The sequence below is a fragment of the Parafrankia sp. FMc2 genome (genome assembly GCF_041008525.1).
GTDB lineage: Bacteria > Actinomycetota > Actinomycetes > Frankiales > Frankiaceae > Parafrankia.
On the sequence record NZ_JBFLUG010000001.1, the window covers coordinates 239,491 to 258,504 of the forward strand.

At 71.7% G+C, this 19,014-nt stretch carries 26 protein-coding genes and 1 pseudogene; 18 read left to right on the forward strand and 9 right to left on the reverse strand.

The features are described 5' to 3' along the window. The first annotated feature begins 78 nt into the window (after positions 1 to 78). Together AB1460_RS01125 and hpnH are read left to right on the forward strand one after the other, a co-directional pair. The gene (locus AB1460_RS01125; RefSeq protein WP_018638607.1) at positions 79 to 450 is read left to right on the forward strand and encodes a hypothetical protein; all 372 of its coding nucleotides are present in this window, start codon (positions 79 to 81) and stop codon (positions 448 to 450) included. Positions 451 to 1,194: 744 nt separating this feature from the next. Next, the gene (gene hpnH / locus AB1460_RS01130) at positions 1,195 to 2,193 is read left to right on the forward strand and encodes an adenosyl-hopene transferase HpnH (protein ID WP_368958628.1); all 999 of its coding nucleotides are present in this window, start codon (positions 1,195 to 1,197) and stop codon (positions 2,191 to 2,193) included. Between the two features lie 121 nt (positions 2,194 to 2,314). Here hpnH and AB1460_RS01135 read toward each other — a convergent pair whose 3' ends face one another. Next, entirely contained in the window at positions 2,315 to 3,160 is an 846-nt protein-coding gene (locus AB1460_RS01135) for a helix-turn-helix domain-containing protein (RefSeq protein WP_368958629.1), read from the reverse strand. 413 nt (positions 3,161 to 3,573) lie between these two features. On the opposite strand from AB1460_RS01135, the gene AB1460_RS01140 reads away from it, so the two are divergent. Then, complete coding sequence (locus AB1460_RS01140) at positions 3,574 to 3,813, forward strand: hypothetical protein (protein ID WP_368958630.1); 240 nt, start codon at positions 3,574 to 3,576, stop codon at positions 3,811 to 3,813. Continuing rightward, the gene (locus AB1460_RS01145) at positions 3,810 to 4,199 is read left to right on the forward strand and encodes a hypothetical protein (RefSeq protein WP_368958632.1); all 390 of its coding nucleotides are present in this window, start codon (positions 3,810 to 3,812) and stop codon (positions 4,197 to 4,199) included. The genes AB1460_RS01140 and AB1460_RS01145 overlap by 4 nt, the downstream gene beginning before the upstream one ends. A gap of 189 nt (positions 4,200 to 4,388) precedes the next feature. Here AB1460_RS01145 and AB1460_RS01150 read toward each other — a convergent pair whose 3' ends face one another. Both AB1460_RS01150 and AB1460_RS01155 read right to left on the reverse strand, forming a co-directional pair. Next, entirely contained in the window at positions 4,389 to 5,360 is a 972-nt protein-coding gene (locus AB1460_RS01150) for an LLM class flavin-dependent oxidoreductase (protein ID WP_368958634.1), read from the reverse strand. Between the two features lie 61 nt (positions 5,361 to 5,421). After that, positions 5,422 to 5,615, reverse strand: a pseudogene (locus tag AB1460_RS01155) (XdhC family protein); the annotation flags it as partial. A 202-nt stretch (positions 5,616 to 5,817) separates the two neighbouring features. Here AB1460_RS01155 and AB1460_RS01160 point away from each other — a divergent pair. Together AB1460_RS01160 and AB1460_RS01165 are read left to right on the forward strand one after the other, a co-directional pair. Further along, positions 5,818 to 6,465, forward strand: coding sequence for a nucleotidyltransferase family protein (locus tag AB1460_RS01160; protein ID WP_368958635.1), 648 nt, complete (start codon positions 5,818 to 5,820; stop codon positions 6,463 to 6,465). Positions 6,466 to 6,723: 258 nt separating this feature from the next. Next, the gene (locus tag AB1460_RS01165) at positions 6,724 to 7,800 is read left to right on the forward strand and encodes an NADH:flavin oxidoreductase (protein WP_368958636.1); all 1,077 of its coding nucleotides are present in this window, start codon (positions 6,724 to 6,726) and stop codon (positions 7,798 to 7,800) included. Between the two features lie 65 nt (positions 7,801 to 7,865). Here AB1460_RS01165 and AB1460_RS01170 read toward each other — a convergent pair whose 3' ends face one another. The 3 genes from AB1460_RS01170 to AB1460_RS01180 form a co-directional block, all read right to left on the reverse strand. After that, the gene (locus AB1460_RS01170) at positions 7,866 to 8,408 is read right to left on the reverse strand and encodes an NUDIX hydrolase (protein WP_368958637.1); all 543 of its coding nucleotides are present in this window, start codon (positions 8,406 to 8,408) and stop codon (positions 7,866 to 7,868) included. Between the two features lie 451 nt (positions 8,409 to 8,859). Further along, positions 8,860 to 9,939, reverse strand: coding sequence for a helix-turn-helix domain-containing protein (locus tag AB1460_RS01175; RefSeq protein WP_368958638.1), 1,080 nt, complete (start codon positions 9,937 to 9,939; stop codon positions 8,860 to 8,862). An 88-nt stretch (positions 9,940 to 10,027) separates the two neighbouring features. After that, positions 10,028 to 10,258: a helix-turn-helix transcriptional regulator gene (locus AB1460_RS01180; protein ID WP_368958639.1), complete on the reverse strand. Its 231-nt coding sequence runs from the start codon at positions 10,256 to 10,258 to the stop codon at positions 10,028 to 10,030. A 131-nt stretch (positions 10,259 to 10,389) separates the two neighbouring features. Between AB1460_RS01180 and AB1460_RS01185 the strand changes: the two genes are divergently transcribed. The 8 genes from AB1460_RS01185 (at position 10,390) to AB1460_RS01220 (ending at position 15,279) form a co-directional block, all read left to right on the forward strand. Further along, complete coding sequence (locus AB1460_RS01185; RefSeq protein ID WP_368958640.1) at positions 10,390 to 10,848, forward strand: hypothetical protein; 459 nt, start codon at positions 10,390 to 10,392, stop codon at positions 10,846 to 10,848. Continuing rightward, positions 10,845 to 11,078 carry a hypothetical protein gene (locus AB1460_RS01190; RefSeq protein WP_368958641.1) on the forward strand — a complete coding sequence of 78 codons (234 nt, stop codon included), beginning with the start codon at positions 10,845 to 10,847 and terminating at the stop codon, positions 11,076 to 11,078. The genes AB1460_RS01185 and AB1460_RS01190 overlap by 4 nt, the downstream gene beginning before the upstream one ends. After that, positions 11,075 to 11,527, forward strand: a complete 453-nt coding sequence (locus AB1460_RS01195) for a hypothetical protein (RefSeq protein ID WP_368958642.1) — start codon at positions 11,075 to 11,077, stop codon at positions 11,525 to 11,527. Before AB1460_RS01190 ends, AB1460_RS01195 begins: the two co-directional genes overlap by 4 nt. Beyond that, the gene (locus tag AB1460_RS01200) at positions 11,524 to 11,874 is read left to right on the forward strand and encodes a hypothetical protein (RefSeq protein ID WP_368958643.1); all 351 of its coding nucleotides are present in this window, start codon (positions 11,524 to 11,526) and stop codon (positions 11,872 to 11,874) included. Before AB1460_RS01195 ends, AB1460_RS01200 begins: the two co-directional genes overlap by 4 nt. After that, positions 11,871 to 12,626, forward strand: coding sequence for a hypothetical protein (locus AB1460_RS01205; protein ID WP_368958644.1), 756 nt, complete (start codon positions 11,871 to 11,873; stop codon positions 12,624 to 12,626). Before AB1460_RS01200 ends, AB1460_RS01205 begins: the two co-directional genes overlap by 4 nt. Beyond that, positions 12,623 to 12,841 (forward strand): hypothetical protein, encoded by a 219-nt coding sequence (locus AB1460_RS01210; protein ID WP_368958645.1) that lies wholly within the window; start codon positions 12,623 to 12,625, stop codon positions 12,839 to 12,841. The genes AB1460_RS01205 and AB1460_RS01210 overlap by 4 nt, the downstream gene beginning before the upstream one ends. Next, positions 12,838 to 14,958: an FtsK/SpoIIIE domain-containing protein gene (locus tag AB1460_RS01215; RefSeq protein WP_368958646.1), complete on the forward strand. Its 2,121-nt coding sequence runs from the start codon at positions 12,838 to 12,840 to the stop codon at positions 14,956 to 14,958. Before AB1460_RS01210 ends, AB1460_RS01215 begins: the two co-directional genes overlap by 4 nt. 114 nt (positions 14,959 to 15,072) lie before the next feature. Continuing rightward, the gene (locus tag AB1460_RS01220) at positions 15,073 to 15,279 is read left to right on the forward strand and encodes a hypothetical protein (protein WP_368958647.1); all 207 of its coding nucleotides are present in this window, start codon (positions 15,073 to 15,075) and stop codon (positions 15,277 to 15,279) included. Positions 15,280 to 15,401: 122 nt separating this feature from the next. Here AB1460_RS01220 and AB1460_RS01225 read toward each other — a convergent pair whose 3' ends face one another. After that, positions 15,402 to 15,641, reverse strand: coding sequence for a hypothetical protein (locus AB1460_RS01225; RefSeq protein ID WP_368958648.1), 240 nt, complete (start codon positions 15,639 to 15,641; stop codon positions 15,402 to 15,404). Between the two features lie 155 nt (positions 15,642 to 15,796). Between AB1460_RS01225 and AB1460_RS01230 the strand changes: the two genes are divergently transcribed. From AB1460_RS01230 to AB1460_RS01245, 4 genes are all read left to right on the forward strand, one after another. Further along, on the forward strand, positions 15,797 to 16,030 hold the full coding sequence (locus AB1460_RS01230; protein WP_368958649.1) for a hypothetical protein: 234 nt from the start codon (positions 15,797 to 15,799) through the stop codon (positions 16,028 to 16,030). Beyond that, positions 16,027 to 16,251: a hypothetical protein gene (locus AB1460_RS01235; RefSeq protein ID WP_368958650.1), complete on the forward strand. Its 225-nt coding sequence runs from the start codon at positions 16,027 to 16,029 to the stop codon at positions 16,249 to 16,251. Before AB1460_RS01230 ends, AB1460_RS01235 begins: the two co-directional genes overlap by 4 nt. Continuing rightward, positions 16,248 to 16,463 (forward strand): hypothetical protein, encoded by a 216-nt coding sequence (locus AB1460_RS01240; protein ID WP_368958651.1) that lies wholly within the window; start codon positions 16,248 to 16,250, stop codon positions 16,461 to 16,463. The genes AB1460_RS01235 and AB1460_RS01240 overlap by 4 nt, the downstream gene beginning before the upstream one ends. Before the next feature lie 262 nt (positions 16,464 to 16,725). Continuing rightward, the gene (locus tag AB1460_RS01245; RefSeq protein ID WP_368958652.1) at positions 16,726 to 17,739 is read left to right on the forward strand and encodes a hypothetical protein; all 1,014 of its coding nucleotides are present in this window, start codon (positions 16,726 to 16,728) and stop codon (positions 17,737 to 17,739) included. A gap of 341 nt (positions 17,740 to 18,080) precedes the next feature. Here AB1460_RS01245 and AB1460_RS01250 read toward each other — a convergent pair whose 3' ends face one another. Continuing rightward, positions 18,081 to 18,488, reverse strand: coding sequence for a hypothetical protein (locus AB1460_RS01250; RefSeq protein ID WP_368958653.1), 408 nt, complete (start codon positions 18,486 to 18,488; stop codon positions 18,081 to 18,083). A gap of 11 nt (positions 18,489 to 18,499) precedes the next feature. Next, a complete protein-coding gene (locus tag AB1460_RS01255) occupies positions 18,500 to 18,760 on the reverse strand; it encodes a hypothetical protein (RefSeq protein ID WP_368958655.1) in 261 nt (86 codons plus the stop codon). Positions 18,761 to 19,014: the final 254 nt, after the last annotated feature.

Genomic DNA, 19,014 nt, shown 5'->3' on the forward strand with positions numbered 1-19,014 from the left:
GAGGACCGACCTGCCGAAGACAACGGGGACAGCGAAAAGACCGCCAAGGACGAAGCCAGCGACCAAGCAGGAGGCGACATGAACAGCGTTGACATCGCGTTGAAGGAATCACTGGAGATCGAGGGGGCGACCGGGGTCGCGCTCGTCGACTTCACCAGCGGGATGACCCTCGGCAAGCTCAGCAACATCCACAACTTCGACCTCGAGATCGCGGCCGCGGGCAACACCGAGGTCATCCGGTCGAAGATCCGCACCATGGAGAACCTGGGCCTGCAGGACACCATCGAGGACATCCTCATCACGCTCGGCCGGCAGTACCACCTGATCAGGCTGCTCAGCAGCCACACCGGCCGCGGCCTGTTCATCTACCTGGTGCTCGACAAGGGTCGCGCGAACCTCGCGATGGCTCGCCACCGCCTGCGCTCCATCGAGTCCCGCCTCGACATGTGACGCCCCTGCATCCCTGTGACGGCCGGCTGCCGTCGGGACGGCCCACGAGGGCCCGCCCCGACGGCAGCCGTCGCATGTGCGGGGCCGAATGCGCATACACCCCGCAGACCCCTCGCCGTCGCCTGAGCCTGCCCTGTCGGGCCCCCCTGTAGGGGTATCGACGACGGCCGCGCTGGCTGGCCGGACAGCACCGGTCCCCAGCCGGACGCCTCTGCCCCGACGGTGACCCACGCGCCTTGTGACCGGGCACTTCAGACCAGCGGCACCGGACGATCGCCCGCCCGCGGCCCGCCGCCGGATGGCACGGTGCCCCAGCGGCCCGATGACCCGGCACCATCGAGCGCCACCGCTTCTCCATCGCCTTGTTACGGTCGTTGCAGGCGACATGCTTCGGGCGGCCTGGTCGGCCGGGAAACGGTCTTCCACCGGTCCGCACGCAGGCAGGTCGGACGTCCGCCGATTCGACGGGCTCGACGCTCCTGACCGACTTCCGACGGGCCGCGGCCCGAGACTAAATACAGCCGTGACGCCTGCCGGGTGGATGTACGCGATGCCTCGAACCGATGACCGGGCGGCTTGCGGGATAACAGGACGGAAAGAAGATCCTTCGCCGGCCGGTTAAGTAAGTCTCATCGAAGGATTTTTCCTGGATCAGATAAGTCAGCTACTTACACTGACAGGGAGCGGCACGGCATCGCGACTCCACCCACAAGGCGAACGTAGATCAACACCGGAAGGGTGAACATGAGCATTCCGCGGCGTCAGGCGATCAAGGTCGGCATGTATCTGCTGAAGCAGAAAATCGCACGTCGGGACAAGTTCCCGATTTCTCTGGAGCTGGAACCGCTCTTCGCGTGCAACCTCTCCTGCGAGGGTTGCGGCAAGATCCAGCACCCCGCGGATGTCCTCCGGCAGCGGATGCCGGTCGAGCAGGCACTCGCCGCCGCCGACGAGTGCGGAGCCCCCGTCGTCTGCCTGGCGGGCGGCGAGCCGCTCATGCACCCAGAGATCGAAAAGATCGTGGAAGGCCTGGTCAAGCGCAAGAAGTTCATCTACCTCTGCACCAACGCGCTGCTGCTGCCGCGCAAGATCGACAAGCTGACCCCGTCGCCGTATCTGTCGCTCGCCGTCCACATCGACGGCCTCGAGGAGCGGCACGACGAGTCCGTGGCAAAGAAGGGTGTGTTCGCCCAGGCGGTGGACGCCATCAAGGATGCGCAGCGCCGCGGCTTCCGGGTGACCACCAACACCACCTTCTTCAACACCGACACCCCGCAGACCGTCATCGAGGTGCTGGACTTCCTGAACAACGACCTCAACGTCGACGGGATGATGCTCTCGCCCGCCTACGCCTACGAGAAGGCGCCCGAGCAGGACAGGTTCCTCGGGGTCAAGGAGACCCAGGAGCTTTTCCGCAAGGCGTTCGCCGACGGGCGGCGCGAGCGCTGGAACATCAGCCACTCGCCGCTGTTCCTGGACTTCCTCGAGGGCAAGGTCGACTTTGCCTGCACCGCCTGGGGAATTCCCTCGTACTCCCTGTATGGCTGGCAGAAGCCGTGCTATCTGATGGGTGACGGCTACGCCAGCTCCTACAAGGAGCTGCTGGAAACGACCGACTGGGATTCGTACGGCCGGGGCCGTGACCCACGCTGCGACAACTGCATGGCGCACTGTGGCTACGAGCCCACGGCGATTGCGGCGACGCTGAGCTCGCTGCGGGAGTCGATCCGCGCGTCACGCTGAGCCGCCCGGCGGACAGCTGTGGCCGGACGACCTCGGTGACGGCGGCCCGGCTCCTCACCCGGAGACTGGCAGCCGTCGCACCGAGGCCCGTCCGCACCCCGGCGCGACCGCTCCGGGACAGTCACGAGTGCTGCTTCCGCAAGCGTTCGAGCAGGGAGATCGAGACCTCCTCCGAGCGCGCCATCGTTCCCCAGCCCTCGATGAACAGCCCGTCATAGCTGAGCCCCACCCAGCGCCCGGTCAGTCGGTCGCCATGCGGGTGCAGCGACAGGAACAGTGTGCCTTTCGACCGCACCGGCCCGTCAGCGGCGGCGTACCAGCCCATGACGATCTCGTTGTCGAAGAACCGCAGCTCCCCCGACCACAGATACCCGCCGGCCTCAAGGGTCAGCCCGCGGGAGACCGCCTCGATGGTGAGATGGTCGCCGGTGTGGCTCACCGCGACCTCCTGCGAGGAGTGGATCTCCTCGCCGTCCCGGAAGGTCTGCCAGGACGTCCACCACCGCCCGGACAGCTCGTTGCGCACCCGCCCCGGTGGCCCCCGGAGCCCCGACGAGGGCTGGGGGGCGGGCGCGGCCGACGCGCTCGACATCGTCGCGGACGCGACGGCTACGGGCACCACCGCCGCGGCGCTGCCTCCGACGATGAGTTGTCGGCGATCCGTGATGTCCACCTCCTTCGAGACCTCCATCCAGGTCACGCCCGCCTGACCTCCCTTGTCCTCCAGCCAGGCGTGCCGCCGCAGCTCGACGAGCGTGCCGCCCGCCTTCAGCTCCGCGTCAATCGCGCTCACGAGCGACTGAGACGGCACACCCAGCAGGCCGCGCTCGGCCTTCGAGAGGTAACTCGGTTGGTAACGCACCCGGTTGGCGAGCTGGGCCTGACTGAGCCCAGCGGCCTTCCTGTACTGGACGATGGCGTCCAGCAGGCTGGCGAGACGTGGTTGCATGTCCCTCACATCGTCCACCCGGGATCCCCGGTTCTGGTTCGCCGCCGACTGTGTCCAACCGGTCTGACTGCTGTCACACCCCTGCATCCGCAACACCGAGCCCCCGCTCCGCCGCCGTTCGTCCGCTGATCTCCTGCTTTGATGGTGCCATGCGACCCGGTTCCGTCGCCTGAGCCGCATTCGGCCTTCCTGTGGCTCTGTGTCGCATCTCCCGTCCGCAGTATGACGCCTCTCACACCCTCCCTTTTCGGTCAGTCTTCAGAGACCGTCAACGCAGGGAGGGAGGACGTCGTCCAGCAGTCACCGCGCCGAACCGGAGCACAGGACATGACAGGGAACAGGCAGCTCGCCGGCCCCGCCGGCAACATCGACAAGAAACGGTTTGATTTCTCCAAAGAAGCTGAATCATTTCTCGCCCTGACGAGGCAGAAGTGACCACACCGAGCCCACTTCATCCGCCGTCCGAGGAAAGCTGGCGCGAGGCCCAGCACAACCCACGGGTGAGATGGTCGACGCCGGCCGCCTACGCGGTCGTTCTGGTCGACGAGGCGGGCGCTCCCACATCTGTGGTGGGAACCTTCCCCGGGCCGATGTCGGCGGAGATGTACGGGCGGATCGTCGGAACCGAGTTCCGGGTCGTCCGTGTGACACCGGCGGGCGCGCCGCTGTGAGCCGCCGCGATCTGTGCCACTCCTACCAGGCAGGACGGCTACGTGGCCTGCCCGACCCGCGCGTCACCCGGGGTGAGGTCGGGCGGGGCCCGACCCGGCGGAGCCGGGCGAGAGGCCGGGTGGCCCACCCCGGCGAGGTGCGATGCGCCCGGACGGAGCCTGACATCACGCCCGACCCCTCGGGCCACGCCAGAGGCCACAACCACGGTCACCGCTCGAACATCGACACGGCCACTCACCTGGGCGCTGACACCGACGCCGACACTGGCGCCGACGCCGACACTGACACCGACGCCGACGCCGACGCTGACACCGGCGCCGGGCGAGACGGCACCGGGACGAGCGACAGCGACCAGCCCGACACCAGGAAGCACGACACCGAGTGACCCGACGCCGAGCGGGCCGGTTGCCGCGCCCACGGCCCCGGCCCGGCCCCGGTCGTCGTACCGCGACCGGCGCCAGCCGCGGGTGCCGCCCCCGTGCGATGGCACCCGGCGCGACGGCACCCGGCGTTGTCACGACCGGCCCCCGGGTCTCGGGTCACGAAACCCGGCGCGGCGACGCCGGGAGACCTTCTAGGAGAACTTCGGCAGAACCTCACGCTCGAAGAGGCGCAGGCTCGCCCACGCGGCTTCCGGCGGTATACCGCCGCAGAGCGGATGGAACTGCACGAAGGGGAACGGCGCCTCCTTCTGCTCGGCTACCAGCTGGTCAGGAGTGAGCACCCGGTACTGCCCGTCGGCACGCAGCTGCTCCAGCCCGGACTTCGAGTGGAACGGGGAAGCGACGTTGTTCTCGGCCTGCCAGGCGCCGTACGCGTTGGTCTCATGGAAGAAGTACGGCGCCATCTGCTGCCAGCCGTCCTCCGGGTCCTCGGCCAGCGCCACCACCTTGTTCATTCCGACCGGAGACGTACCGGGATCCGGACGGCCGAGTTTCTGGACCTCGTCGCGGTAGAACTCCCAGATCTCCGGAAGCGCCGGGATGAAACCGTCGGCGATACGCGCGGCACGCCGGGCCGCCGCCTCGCTGTTTCCGCCGAGCAGGAGGGACGGGCCGCCGGGGCGGTGCGGCGAGGGCGTGACATGGACGGTCCGGCCGCGGTACTCGAACGGTTCCCCGCTGAAGGCCGCCTTCAGCGTTGTGATCGTCTCGGTCACGCGCTTCGCGCGCTCGTTCATCGGAACGTCGTACATCGCGAACTCCTCGCGGACGTACCCCGCTCCGACAATGAGGTCCACGCGACCCTTGCTGATGTTGTCGAGAACAATCAGGTCCTCGGCGAGCCGCAGCGGGTCGTAGAAGGGCGCGATCAGGGCCGCGACGAGGAAGCGAACGTTCTTCGTGCGGGCGGCCATCGCGGCGAGCATCGGGATCGGGCTCGGGAGATAGCCGTCCGGCGAGGAGTGGTGCTCCGAGACCGCGATGGTCACGCAGCCGAGCTGGTCTGCCCACTCGGCCATGTCAAGGGCCGCCGCGTAACGGTCGGCCATGGATGTACCGGCTAGATCCGGATTACGGAAGTCAAAGCGTAAGGCGAACAGCACGGCCGGAGACTAACAGGAATCAGGTCCACACGATTGAAGATCACCGGGCCGCAACAGCAGCTCAGCCGCGCCCATGGTGGATCGGCCCCGCCAGCGCCCGCAGCGGACCGCCCGTGCCGCCGCGGCGCACCGCGACGATCTCCGCCGCGATCGAGATCGCCGTCTCCTGCGGCATCCGTTCACCGGTGTCGAGGCCGATGGCGCACGCAGCCGCGCCAGATCACCGTCGGTGAAACCAAGCTCACGGAGCCGTCGTTCGCTCCAGCATTCCCTGCGCGTCGTCCCGCACCGCGGCGTCGAAGCGCGCGCTGCCGAGGGTGCCCGCGATCCCGCCCGGCCGCGCCCCGACCCCGTCGCGTGTCGGCCACAGGCGCGATACCCGGCCTGGCCTGCGGACCGCCGGTAAGCGCAGCACCGTCTCAGCCGCAGGCCGGCCCCACAGCGCTACCCTGCCGGCATGACCGGCCACCTTCCCGGCAGCACCGGATCCGGGCCGCCCCGTCCCGGCCCACGCACCGGCGCCCGGGTCGTCGCGGCCGTGCTCGCGGCGGGCAGCGGCAGCCGGATGGGCACGCCCAAGGCGGAGCTGCGGATCGGCGGCGCGCGGCTGGTGGACCGGGCCGTCGAGGCAGCCCGGGACGCAGGCTGCGCACGGATCATCGCGGTCGTCCGCGCCGGGACGGCGGTGCCGGGCGCCGAGTGCGTCGTGAACCCGGCCCCCGAGCGTGGGCTGCGCAGCTCCCTCGACCTGGCGCTTGAGCTCGCCGCCGACCCGGACCCGGGCCCGCCCCCACACTCGTCCCCGTGTGACGCGATCGTTCTGCTCCTGGTCGACATGCCCGGCATCAGCGGCGACGCGATCCGCGCCGTCGTCGCCGCCTGGCGCCCCGGCCGGGTCGCCATGGGCCGGTACGGCGACCGCCGCGGCCACCCGATCGTCATGGCACCGGACCTGTGGCGCGCGGCCCTCGCCCTCGCCGGTCCCGACGAGGGCGCCCGGCGCTTCCTCGCGGCCCACGCCGACCTCGTCGACGCCGTGCCCGTCCCGGGTGACCCCGCTGATCTGGACACCCCTGACGATCTCGCCCGCTGGACGTCCAGGTAGCGAGGGATGTCACTCGGGCACCGAGGGTAGCTCGGAACAGGGGCATGGACGTCTGAATTGCACCCTGATGTGACAGTGACCTCCAGCCCGCCCGGAACCGCCGGCTCATCAGGACCTGCCAGCTCATCAGGACCTGCCAGCTCGTCGGGAGCTTCGGGCTCGTCGGGAGCTTCGGGCTCGTCGGAACCGGCCGCGGCGCCCTCCACGAGTACCGCCCAGCTGCCCGTCCACCTTCTGGACGGAGCGGATGCGACGCCGTTGTTCACACCGTTCCGCCTGGGCGACGTAGAGGTCGCGAACCGGTTCGTCATGGCGCCCATGACGCGCCAGTTCTCCCCGGGCGGAGTACCGGGCGAGGACGTCGCCGCCTACTACGCCCGACGAGCCGCCCACCTCGGCCTGATCGTCACCGAGGGCACCTATGTCGGCCACCCGTCAGCCGGGAGCAGTGACCGGGTACCACGGTTCCACGGCGACGACGCGCTGGAGGGCTGGCGCCGTGTCGTCACCGCCGTCCACGACGCGGGCGGGCGGATCGTGCCCCAGCTGTGGCATCTCGGTGCCGTCCGCGACCCCGGCGCCCCGCCGTACCCGGAGGCCCCGGTCGTGAGCCCGTCGGGCCTGCGGGCCGACGGCACGGTGGTCGGCGAGGCCGCCACCGCGGCGGACATCGACGCGATCATCGTCGCGTTCGCCCGCGCGGCAGCCGACGCCCGACGGGTCGGGTTCGACGGCGTCGAGCTGCACGGCGCGCACGGCTACCTGCTGGACCAGTTCTTCTGGCCGCGGACGAACCGCCGCTCCGACGGGTACGGCGGTTCCCTCGCCAACCGGGCCCGACTCGGGGCGGAGGTCGTCGCGGCCGTCCGGGCCGAGGTCGGTCCGGATCTCCCTGTGATCTACCGTTTCTCGCAGTGGAAGGGCGGCCACTACGACGCCCGGGTCGCCGAGACCCCCGCGGACCTCGACGCGCTGCTCGCCCCGCTCGTCGACGCCGGCGTCACCGCACTGCACGTCTCGACCCGCCGTTACTGGCTGCCCGCGTTCGACGGCTCGCCGCGCACGCTCGCCGGCTGGACCCGGCACCTCACCGGCCTTCCCACCATCGCGCTCGGCTCCGTCGGGGTACCGACGGTCTTCGGCGGCGACGGCGAGGCGGCCGCGCCGTCGCTGAGCCTCGCTCCCCTGCTCGACCTGTTCGACCGCGGCGAGTTCGACCTCGTCGGGCTCGGTCGCGCCCTGCTCTCCGAACCCGCCTGGACGACCAAGCTGCGCGACCGGCGCCTCGCCGAGATCCGCCCCTACACCAGGACGGACGACACCCGCCTCACCTGAGGCCTCGGCCCAGGCCTGAGGCGCAGGGCGCAGGCCTCAGGGCGCAGGCCGCTGTCCTGTCGCGATCAGCGGCCGGCCGCGGCGATGCGTCGGCGCAGCACCTCGTCGGTGATGTGCTCGACCGGCCTCCAGGCTGCCGCCGTCACCTCCTCGGCCTGGATGTCGCCCACGTCGGCCGCGGTGCGGAAGAGGAACCGGAAGTCGATGTGCTGGTGGGCGGGCTCGCCCTTGGCGACGTTCGCGGGAATGGGATGGATGTCGATGTGCACCGGCCCGCCAGCCACGGAACGCACCGCGGCCCGGGCAATGCCGGTCTCCTCGCAGAGCTCCCGGGCGGCAGCCTCCTGCAGGGAGTCATCCGTGTCCTCAAGATGGCCTCCTGGCAGGAGCCACCGGTCGAGGGCCCGGTGGTGAATCTGCAGGACGTCCCCGCCGGGGCCCAGCAGAACCGCGCCGGCGGTGGCGTGGCCGCGGGCCTCGGCACGGGAGTTCAGGTCAGCCCCCATGTCGAGCAGCCCGAGCACGGGGGCGAGGGTGCTCACCTCTTCGGGGTGCGTACCGAGGTAGCCGACGAGGGCCGCCCGGATGTGTCCTGCCGTGATGGGCATCCACTGACACCTCTCCATACGGGACGTGGTCATTTCTTCACAGAAACATGACCACGATGGGTGTCTCCCCAGGGGGTGTCGCAGCACCCCCCGCTCACGCCGCGTGGACACCCTGTGGGCGCCTCAGGCGACACAGGCACGGGCATTCGGGGAGTGAAGGAGATGTGGCTGGTCAGAGACCCGTCCAGCGTGGACGGGTCCGACCGTCAAGGGCGGAGGCTCGGGGATTTGAACCCCACCGGCCACCGGGTGAGCGAGAGTGCGAGTAGGCGGAAGTGCCTGCAATGTAAGGGGTTTCGGGTCGCGGACGGGTGCGGACGATGGTGGTCGAGGGGCTGAAAGTGGGCCCGGTGTCCTCACCATGTCCGCACCAGTGCCCGCACCGGCCGGTTCCATGACCGTGTGACGTTCCGTGACCTGGCTCCGGCCGGGCCCGCCGGCGAGACGGCGCTCATCGGCGCCGCCGTCGTGGGCCCTGCTTGCGGGGTAGCCGGCCGCGGACCGCGGTGAGCGTGTCCAGGGTGGCCGCGGACAGGACACCGGCAGGGTGGCCGCTGGGCGTGGGGTGCTCGTCTGCGGTGCCGCTGCCGTCCGTCTCGAGGCCGGTGCCGGTAACCGGCTCGGCGTCCGCCTCGAGGCCGTCGCCGGCGGCGGGCACCTGGACCTCGTCGACGACGTCCGCCGCGCGGGTCGCCTCGAGGTCTGCGCAGACAGGGCACGGGCCGGGTAGGCCGTGCTGGCGGCACATCGAACGGACGTTCGGCGGTACCGCCACGGTGGGCGCGGCCGGCCGTGCGGGTTCGGGTGCCAGGTCGCGGATGCGGGCCCGTCGGACCGCGGCCGGGCTGGACACCGTGCCGGTGATCGGGGCCCGGTAGGCGTCGCCGATCTGCCCGGGGGTGCAGCCGCGGTCGAGGGCGGCCCGGATGTCGGTCTCCCAGGATGCGGGTATGCCGCCGGCGGCGGTGAGGGCCTGGACGTCGTCGCCGTGCGGGTCGACCTCGACGGCCGGGGCGTGGCCATGGCCGGTCTGCCCGGTGCCCGGTTCGCTCTCGTCGAGGGGCTCGCCGCTGCTGCTTGAAGGACTGGAAGGACCTGCAAGGACATGGGGCTCACTGTGAGCCCAGCCCGTGGCTCTGTCTGAGCCCTGCTCTGGGCTCTGTGTGAGCCCAACCCCCCACCCGTCTGGGCTCTGTGTGATCCGGTACCGCGTCCTGACCTTCCGGGCACGGGCGTCCGCCGCGGCCGGACGGAGGCGGATGACCCACCCGGTCGTTTCCAGCCGGTTCAGCTCCCGCTTGACGGTCGCTTCGCTGTACCCGGACATGACGGCAAGGGTCGCCAGCGACGGCGTGTGCTCCGCCCCGGTGGTCAGGGTGCGGTAGTCCGCGATGGTGAGCAGGGCATGCAGGACGCCGCGGGCGTTGCCGGGGAGGTCGCAGCGGGTGAGTGCGCGCCGAACCTGGTTGTCGGTCGGTCCGGCGGCATGCTGGCCGTCGTCGGGCGGGCCGACGCGGGCATGATGAGACACGGGTTGGTGACCCTTCTAGCCAAGGGTTGTTGACCAAGGGCCGGTCAGGTGTTCCACCACCTGGTCGGCCCGCTTCATTTGCGGGCAGTCAGTCCTGCCTGTCGGTCTTCTGTTCTTCCTGGTCCGCCTTCGCGGGTCGGTGCTCGGCTATCCAGACCTCGACGTCGCTGATGGTCCAGAACCGCGACCGGCCGTGCCGGAAGCTCGGCACCGGGAAGCCTTCCGAGTTGGCGAGTTGCCGCGCGCGTTCCTGCGTCAGGGCTAGCCGTCGAGCGATGTCGGCCGTTGTCCACAGCTCGACCGGGTCCGGTGGGGTCATGCGGGAATCGTACTTGCAACCGTTGCAACTTGTCCGCTAGGTTGGAACCGTTGCAAACGACAGCGGCCCCGAACCGGGACTCCACTCCCGGCCGGGGCCTACGGACCACCTGCCATAACAGGGAGACCCGCATGTTCATCGTCCCCAACCGCCGGCCGATCCGCCAGCGGCTCGCCCACACGGCCCGCCGGATCGCCCTCGTCGCCGCGATCCGTGTCCTTGACCGTCTCGAGGCCGTCGCCGGCGAGCAGACCACCCCGGCCGGCCCCGCCCTGCTCGCCGCGGCCGAGCTGCCGAGCGTCGAGACCATCGAGGCGGCCGCCGCCGAGTACGCCGATGCCGCCGAGCAGGCCCGGCAGGGCGACCGCGGCAAGCGCCGCGCGCGGAAGCTCCTCGACCTGCTCCCCGCCGGCACCTACGGCCGGGCCACCGTCGAGCGGATCACCTCCGCCCGGCAGACCCCGGACATGGACGAGATCACCCGGGTGTTCGCCGAGCTTGGCCGTGACGTGCCGATGCGGCCGGTCGCGGACTCGCTGCGCGTCACCCTCACCCCCGCCGCCGTCGAGGCCGTGGCGGTGGCGGCATGAGCAGCCGACTGGTGGCGAGCTTGTACGTCGACCCGACCGACCTGGCGGCGCGGTTCGAGCTGGCGACCCTGCCGGACCTGCCGCCGTGCGTGATCCTGCCGGGCGAGATCCGCATGTCCGCCTCGTTCGCCGCGGAGGACACGGCGGCGGCCGACTGGTTCCGCGGCCTGGCGGCGGCCGCGCAGCAGGCGGCGGCCTGGCACGCGGCCCGCGCGGGCGGTGCCCTGTGAGCGGCCAGGCCGGTCTGCCGGCGGCACTGCTCACCCCGTCGGACGTCGAGCTCGACGTCGCGCGGCTCCAGATCGACTACCTGTCCGCCGGGTCCTACTCGGGTAGCTACGGCGCGCTGGGCGCGGTGGCGTCCGGGCAGGCCGGACAGGCGATCCGGGCCCTGCGGTCCGGTGACCTCGAGGCGGCCGCGGCGATCCTGCGCAGGCTGGCGGCGGCCGATCTGGCTGCCTGCGAGCTCCGTGACCGGCTCGCCGCGGACACCGCGGTGGTCCAGGGCGATCCGGCCCTCGGCGGCCTCGACGAGCTCGTGGCCCAGGGGGTGGCCGTCGCTGCGGACACGGCTCGGACGCCGGAGGTTCGGGCGCGTGCCGCCACGACGGCGGACGCCATCGTGCGCACCGTCTGGATCTTGACCGGCAAGTCGATCAGCAAGGAGCAGGGCCGATGACCGAGATCACCGCCGCCGAGCGCCAGCGGAACGCGGCGTGGATCTTCGCCGACATCGCACGTTCCCTGCTCGCCGACCCTGACGACTTCGGCGGGTTGAGCGCGGAGACGGTGGCGCTGGTCGACCGGCTCGGCCGGGTGGCGTCCGCGATCGTGGAGACGCTGGCCGACCGGGACGATGCCGCCATGCGCGCCGCGGACGGCAAGGTCGGGCCGCGGCGGGCGTACCAGGAGATCACGCCCGAGGATGCCGAGCACCTCGCCCGCGTGCTCGAACGCATGTTCGAGCACGCGGGCGACCGCAAGTCTGAGGCCGCGGTCCGCCCGGTGCTGCGGGTGACGGCGTGAAGCCGGCCGGGAAGTTGGAGCGGTTCCTTGCGGCGGCGCTGCCGTTCGCGCTCGGCGCCGCGGTGTTCGTGATCGCGTTCGTCCACATCGTCGAGCTCGCCCGGTGGGCGGGCCAGCCGGACTGGGCGGCGCTGCTGATCGCCAGCACCGGTGAGTGCATGGCCGTCGCGGCGATCCTGGAAGTCCTGGCGCGGCGGCGCGCCGGCACCGGGGTGAAGACGCCGGTGTTGGTGCTCGTCGCCGCGGTCGGGTTCTCCGGGGCCGTGAACCTGGCCGCGGCGCTGGTCGACCGGGACGGCGCCGGCCGGCTCACCGGTGAGCCGGGGGCCTGGCGCCCGGTCATGGCCGTGTGGCCAGTGATCGCGTTCGCGCTCGTCGCCGCGCTCAAGGCCACCCGCGGCGGCGCCACGGTCGAAGTCGACGAGCAGGAGGAGGTGAGCCCCGCCGTTCCCGCGGCGGGGCCCGCCCCGTCCCCCGTGACCGTCGAGGTGGCACCGGAGCCGGTAGCAGTGCCGGACGTCGAGCCGGAGCCGGCACCCGCGGTGGCTCCGGAGCCACCCACGCCCGGCACCGGAGCCACTCCGCGTGAGTCCGGGCGGCGCCAGCTGGCCGAGCTCGTCGCCACCCTGCCCGTGGACGACCCCCGTTCGGAACGGCAGTTGGCGGCCGACCTGGCACCGATGGCGGGCATCTCACCCTCGACGGCCCGGCGCTACCTGGCGGACCTGCGCCGGCAGGCGGTGGCGGCGTGAGCAGCATCCGCGCTGACCTGCGCTCCCTGCCGTTCCTGGCCGCGGTCGCACTCGTCGTCTTGGCGGCCGTCGTGCTCCTGCTGCGTGCGGCCGGGCTCGTCGTCCTGGCGGTCGTGGACGGGGCCGAGCGTTTCGAGGCGGCCATGTCCGGGGCGGCCGGTATCCGGCCGTTGGCGGCATCCGTGGTGGTGCTCTCCGGTGGTGACCTCCGATGACGGAGCAGCTCGAGCACGCCGTGGGTGAGGTCGTCACCGGGCCGTGGGTTCCGCGGCCGGCACCCGAGCTGGTGGAACCAGCGCCGGCTCCCGCCGCGGCGGTGGTGCCTGCCGGGTCGCTGGTCGACCCGATCCGGCTGCCCGCGTGGGCGACGGATCGGGCGGTGCGCCGCGCCACCGCGCGCCGTGCCGGCACGCTGGCCGGACGGGCCGCGACCCGGTCCGCCTGGCGGGCACCGACAGCGGTCCTGCGGGGCAGCTGGCGGGCGGGACGGTTCTGGTGGTCGTGGGTACGCGCGGAGGACATCGCCAGCGAGCTCCGCGACGACGCCGGCCGGCTCGGGAAAGAGATCTTCGTGATCCGCGACCACCGCAAGGCCCGGTGGATCATCACCAGCGGTGCGGCCGGCGGCGGCACGGTCGCCGAGCTCGTCGCCGCTCTCGCCGTGGGCGAGTGGGTACCAGCCCTGTCCGGTGCTATCGCGGTCACCGCGGCTGGACTCGGCGGACGTAGGCGCCCCGCGGCGGGGCCAGGTAGCCCGCTGGCGATCGAACCGGACACCCGCGTCGACCTGGCACCCGACCACCTCAACGGCGCGTTCCGGGCCGCGGGTCTGCTCAAGCCGGCGGCCGGGCTGGTGCTGTGCGCGCCGATCGTGCGTGACCGGCTCGGCCGCGGGTGGGAAACCGTGCTCGACCTGCCGCGCGGCGGCGGGAAGACAGCGGCGCACGCCATCGAACGCCTACCGGTCATCGCGGCCGAGCTCGGCGTCGACGAGATCCAGCTGTTGATGCGTCGGGTCCGCGCGCATGAGGGTGGGCACGGCCGGCGGCTGTCGCTGTGGGTGGCCGACGACGATCCGTATCTCGGCCCGCCGACCCCGTCGCTGCTGATCGACGTCGAGCGGTTCGATTTCTGGCGGGCGGTGCCGTTCGGGCAGGACGCACGCGGCAACCGCGTCGAGGTCGCGTTGCTCTGGCAGTCCGCGTTCTTTGGTGGGCTGCCGCGGCGCGGGAAGACGTTCTCCATGCGGCTGCTCGTCGCCGCGGCCGTCCTCGATCCCTGGTGCCAGCTGTGGTTGGCGGATGGCAAGGGCGGGGCGGACTTCCGGGCCATGGCCGGTGTCGCGCACCGGTACGTCTCCGGGGCCGACCCTGCCGACCTGGCCGCGTTCGAACGCATGCTCGACGAGCTCATCTCCGAGATGTCGCGGCGGTTCGCGTTCCTGGCCACGCTGCCGGCGGCGGCCTGCCCGGAAGGGAAGCTCACCCCGGAGATCATGCGGCGGTACAACCTGCCGCTGATCCCGCTGGTGATCGACGAACTTCAGGAGTATTTCGAGGCCACGGAGGAGGAGAAGGACCGGGCGCGGATCATCGGGAAGCTCGCCCGGATCGCCCGTCGTGGCCCGGCCGCCGGCATCATGCCGGTCTACGCCTCCCAGCGGCCCGACGCGAAGAGCGTGCCGACGAAGCTCCGGGAGATCGTCACCTTCCGGTACGCCACGCAGGTCACGGACCGCACGTCATCGGACATGGTGCTCGGCGCCGGTAAGGCCGCGGCCGGGGCGGATGCCTCCGTCCTGTCCGAGGAGCACAAGGGCGTCGGGGTGCTGGTGACCGGGCCGGCGTCGTTCGTCACGGTCAAAGCCGACCTGTTGGACAACCCCGCCTTTGAGGTCATCTGCCAGCGTGGGCGGGCCCTGCGCCTGACCGAAGGCACCCTCACCGGGCAGGCGTGCGGCGACATCGCCGCGGCGGCGGCCGGCGTCGGCTACGTCATCCCCGCCGTCATCGGCGACGTTCTCGAGGCCTTCGGCCAACGGGCACGGATCTGGACCGAGGACCTCCTCGTCGAGCTCCGCAACATCGACGAGGACACCTACGGCGACTTCGACGGCGTCCGCCTGGCCGACGAGCTCGAGACGGCCGGCGTGGTCCGCACCCGCAAGCAAGTGAAGATCGACGGCGAGAACCGGGCGGGCTGGTACCGCTCCGACGTCGACGGTGCGATCCCACCCGACGTGCTCGCGGCACGCCCGGTAGAGGCCCCCCGCCCTACCCCGGCCGCCGTCGAGGACACGTCTACCGCCGCCGGGGCCAGCGGCCCCATGTAGTGGGCCCCCTCTACCCCGGTAGACGGCCCTGTAGTGGCCGCTGACCTGCGAAGTAGCAGGGGTAGAGGGTTGCCCCCCGGCCAGACCAGCGCGATCGCGACGAGGAGACACCTGATGGCACGGGAAAACGCCAGGCGACGGCTTGCCGAACTGGACGCCGAACGGGAACGCCTGCGGATGGGCGGGATGTCCGCCCGGCACCCCGAGTACGAGCTTCTTATGCGGGAGCGGGACGTCGTCTTCGAGGCCGCGACCGGCTACCACCCCGGGTGCCGGATACGCCGGGGCGGGGCCTGTGGGTGCGCTGACCGCGACGCCTGACCCGCACCGCGGCGCGGTAGGCACTGACGATCATCACGTGACGAACGAGCGGCCCGTCTCCCGAGCGGAGGCGGGCCGCTGGCGTTGCAGGTCGGGAAGTGCCCGGGCGGCGCGGGCAACGGTCAGGCCTCGTCGCGCCAGCCGGGGCGGTGCCTGTCCAGCCAGAGCTGGACGTCCGCGCGCAGCCACAGGCGGACCCGGCCATCCTCGCTGGCGTACCAGGGTGCAGGGAAGTCCCGGAACCGAGAGATCACGTAGGCGCGGGCGGTCGCCACGCCGAGCGTTGCCCGGATCTCGGCGATGCCGACCAGCTCGTCTGGCGTTGCCGGTCGTGGCCTGTCGGTGCCCTCCACAGAGCGCACGCTGACTGCATCGACATCGATGCTCTGTGCGCACTTCCGGCATCGATGTCGACGCGCTACGTTGCCGGAGTGATCGCGCGCCGTACCGGCTGCGCAGACGAAACGGCCCCGGTCGGTCGTGACACCGCCGGGGCCCGGACAGAGAGAGCTGCCCGATGACCACATCTTGCCCCGACGCAGACGACCTGTCGCCAGCGCCGAACCCGCCGCGGTCCGGCGAGCGTCAGCCCGGCGTCACCGTGTACAGCGACAGCGACGGCCACAACGTGCACGTCGACCGGCACATCTCCGCCGACGAGCTCAGCCACCGCCTGGCGCTGCTGGTTCCGGCCGGGGCCCGCCTCGACGAGGCGACGGTGCTGCACTTCCGGCCCGAGCTGCCGCAGTGACCGCCGCGCACGTGGCCGCGGCCAGGCACCGGGCGGCGGCGGCCAGGACCCGGTCACTGCGGACGCCGATGGTCGCGGTGGTCGTCCTGGACGATGCCGGCGTCGACGTCGAGGTTGTCAGCCCGTTCGGGTCGGAGACGGCGGCGCGGCAGTGGGCCGCTCTCGAGGGCATCGCCCGATACCGGCTGCTGCCCGCGCGCCTGGCCGGGGCCCGGCGGTGAGCAGCACCCCGCGGTATGCCGTCGTCGACTCCCAGTGGGACGGGCCGACCCGGCAGGCCCTCACCATCCCCGCGGGGCTCGACCGCGACCAGATCCTGGGCGTCCTGGTCGACAAGGTGGCGCCCGATGGTCGTCTGATCGGAGTGGAGGCCCTCGGCGGCGGGGTGATGCTGCGGTTCCGGTGGGAACACGGGGCCGAGCCGGCGGAGTGACCAGCGCCCGGTGATCCCGAACGCGACGAACGGCCCGCCTCCGCTCGGGAGACGGGCCGCTCCTGCGTCACGAGACGATTGTCGGCCGACTGTGGTCCGTCCGCCGCTTTGCTCCGCACCGACATCCCACCACCGCTACCGTCCCCGCCGACCTATCCAGCAAGCACGGGGGCGAGAACATGGAAATGACCACGGGGGGACACCGGATAACGCATCATCGAGGAGAAGGGGCCGGGCGACCCCCTCGAACAGGCGGCACACCATGGGCGACACAGGACGGCGGAGATTCCTCCAGCTCCTCGCAGGCCTGCCCCTGGTTGGCCTCTCCGACCTCCTCGTTGTCAGAGCCGGCACGGTGAGCGCCTCCGCCGAGATCCTCGACTACTTCGACCGCCAGATCACCGACCTGATCGACGGCTACGAACGCCGACCGATCGCCCAGACCGCCGTCCGGATCCGCCGGGAACTGCCCACCATCCGCTCCCTGCTCACCGAGGGCGCCTACCGCGGCGACCAGGCCCGGCGCCTCCGCCGCACCGCCGGCCGCCTCACCGCCCTACAGGCCGCCACCCGCACCGACCTGAACGACACCCCGGCCGCGGTCAACCTGTTCTCCGAGGCGTTCCGCCTGGCCGACTCCGCCGGGGACCGCCCGTTGCAGGCGTGGATCCGCTGCTGGCAGTCGTCCATCGCCCGTAAAGGCGGCGATCCCAAGCGCGCGCTGGCCCTGGCCGACAATGCCACCCGATGGGTCGGCACCGCCCACCCCGTCGCCGCCCGGGCCGCGGTCGTGGGGGCCTGGGCGCAGGCCGCGCTCGGGAATCGCTGGGAGGTTCACGCACGGGTCGGGCAGGCCTGGACGATCGTGGGCGACCTCGACCGGGATGCCCACGGCGAGCCCGGATTCTCCGTCGACACGATGCACACGACGTCGATCGGGGAGATGTCCGCCGCGGTGTACGTCGAGGCCGGATTCCCAGACATGGCCGGGGTCTACACCGAGGCGGTGCAGATGTCGCTCGACCTGGCCGGTGCCACCGGCCGCCGCTCCCTGATCCGCGTGTCGGCCGCGTCGGCCGCGATCCAACGCGGCGACGTGGAGCACGCCGTCGCGCTCGTGCACAACGCGATGGACATCTCCGCGGACCGGCCGTCCGCCCGGCTCCACGAGCGGATCGCGGCCTTCACCGCAACCACCCGCACCGACCTCGGCGCGATGTCCGAACTCGACGAGCTCGAGGAGCGGCTCAGGACCTGGCGCACGCCGTCGATCTGACTCCGCCTGGAACCGGAATCGGTGTTCCAAATTGCACACCCCTCGCAAAGTGCGACGGTGCGACATCCCTTGCAGCAGAGTGGCTTTGGGTGCGACGAGGGTGCGACGGACCGCGGGGGGCGTCGCACCCCCGTCGCGGACGTGTGCGACGCCTGGCCGTCGAGGCTGTGCCGCCGTGACAACGCCTGCCGCCCCGAACGGGTCGTGGCGGGAGTGCGTCACCAGCTGGTGTCAACATTGACCAGGAACCGTTGACGGACCCATCGCCACCTGGACGTTGAGGAACGCGAACGGCCCGCCTCCGCTCGGGAGACGGGCCGTGAACGCCCGCGTGGAGCCGGTCAGCCCGTCGACGCCCGGCGTGCGGCGGCCTGCCGCTCTTCCCGGGCCAACTCCACCGGGCCCACGTTGTCCTTGACCAACTGCTCGAGCGCACCGCGGGTGCCGGCCGTCATCGCCGGGCCGTGGGTCGCCAGGACCTGCTTGACCCGGCCGACGTCGAGTCCGGACAGGTTGGTCCGGCCCATCCACCCGTGGGCCTCACGCTCCGCCCGTTCCTGCCTGGCCGTGGCCGTAGCGCCGAGCGCCCCGTGCCCGCCGTACGCCAACCCGCTGCCAGTGCGGGAACCGCTGACGTTGTACTCGTAAGTCATGATCGCTTCCTCCTGCGGTGAGGGCCCGCCGTGCCGGGCCCGCGTCGTCGCCTGCTGCCTGACCCCCGGGGTGGTGGCCGCCGCACCGGCCACCATCCCCACGGGTCCTATCTGCCGAGCCGGTACCGCAGGTCGCTGATCGCGGCCTTCTCGCCGTTCGTCGCCGTCTGCCGGGTCCCGACGAGCGCGGTCACACCGTCGCCCTGGGCAAGCTCCCCGCGGCCCCGCCGGGCCGGGGACGTCTCATGCGAACCGTTCGCGACCCGCCGGGGTGCCCGGGCGGTCGGGGCTGGCATGTGGGTGGCGTCGCCCTGGGCGAGCGGGCCGCGGCGACGCGGGCCGGGCCGGGCGATGCGTGGCGTTGCCATCGTGGCGTTCTCCTGGTTATCGGGCCCCATCCCTGGGATGGGTGGGGCGTTGCTGGCCCTGACGTCCCGCATGTGCCGCGCGGGTGCGAATCCCGGTGTTCGGGCCCCGGGTGGCCCTGTGATCAGGCTAGTAGACTGTCGCCGCTTAGTCCTGGCATGTTTCGTGTCTGGGTGAGAGGGTTGGGCTGGCAGGTCTTCCCGTCCCTCTGCCGGTCAGGACTGTGTCGTGGGTTCGCAGAAGAAGCGGCCGGTCA

Excerpts from the sequence above, each read along its gene's own strand:
- AB1460_RS01125 (WP_018638607.1), top strand. The coding sequence starts at position 79 with ATGAACAGCGTTGACATCGCGTTGAAGGAATCACTGGAGATCGAGGGG.
- hpnH (WP_368958628.1), top strand. The coding sequence starts at position 1,195 with ATGAGCATTCCGCGGCGTCAGGCGATCAAGGTCGGCATGTATCTGCTG.
- AB1460_RS01160 (WP_368958635.1), top strand. The coding sequence starts at position 5,818 with ATGACCGGCCACCTTCCCGGCAGCACCGGATCCGGGCCGCCCCGTCCC.
- AB1460_RS01170 (WP_368958637.1), bottom strand. The coding sequence starts at position 8,408 with ATGCCCATCACGGCAGGACACATCCGGGCGGCCCTCGTCGGCTACCTC.
- AB1460_RS01180 (WP_368958639.1), bottom strand. The coding sequence starts at position 10,258 with ATGACCCCACCGGACCCGGTCGAGCTGTGGACAACGGCCGACATCGCT.
- AB1460_RS01185 (WP_368958640.1), top strand. The coding sequence starts at position 10,390 with ATGTTCATCGTCCCCAACCGCCGGCCGATCCGCCAGCGGCTCGCCCAC.
- AB1460_RS01190 (WP_368958641.1), top strand. The coding sequence starts at position 10,845 with ATGAGCAGCCGACTGGTGGCGAGCTTGTACGTCGACCCGACCGACCTG.
- AB1460_RS01200 (WP_368958643.1), top strand. The coding sequence starts at position 11,524 with ATGACCGAGATCACCGCCGCCGAGCGCCAGCGGAACGCGGCGTGGATC.
- AB1460_RS01215 (WP_368958646.1), top strand. The coding sequence starts at position 12,838 with ATGACGGAGCAGCTCGAGCACGCCGTGGGTGAGGTCGTCACCGGGCCG.
- AB1460_RS01220 (WP_368958647.1), top strand. The coding sequence starts at position 15,073 with ATGGCACGGGAAAACGCCAGGCGACGGCTTGCCGAACTGGACGCCGAA.
- AB1460_RS01230 (WP_368958649.1), top strand. The coding sequence starts at position 15,797 with ATGACCACATCTTGCCCCGACGCAGACGACCTGTCGCCAGCGCCGAAC.
- AB1460_RS01245 (WP_368958652.1), top strand. The coding sequence starts at position 16,726 with ATGGGCGACACAGGACGGCGGAGATTCCTCCAGCTCCTCGCAGGCCTG.
- AB1460_RS01250 (WP_368958653.1), bottom strand. The coding sequence starts at position 18,488 with ATGGTGGCCGGTGCGGCGGCCACCACCCCGGGGGTCAGGCAGCAGGCG.
- AB1460_RS01255 (WP_368958655.1), bottom strand. The coding sequence starts at position 18,760 with ATGGCAACGCCACGCATCGCCCGGCCCGGCCCGCGTCGCCGCGGCCCG.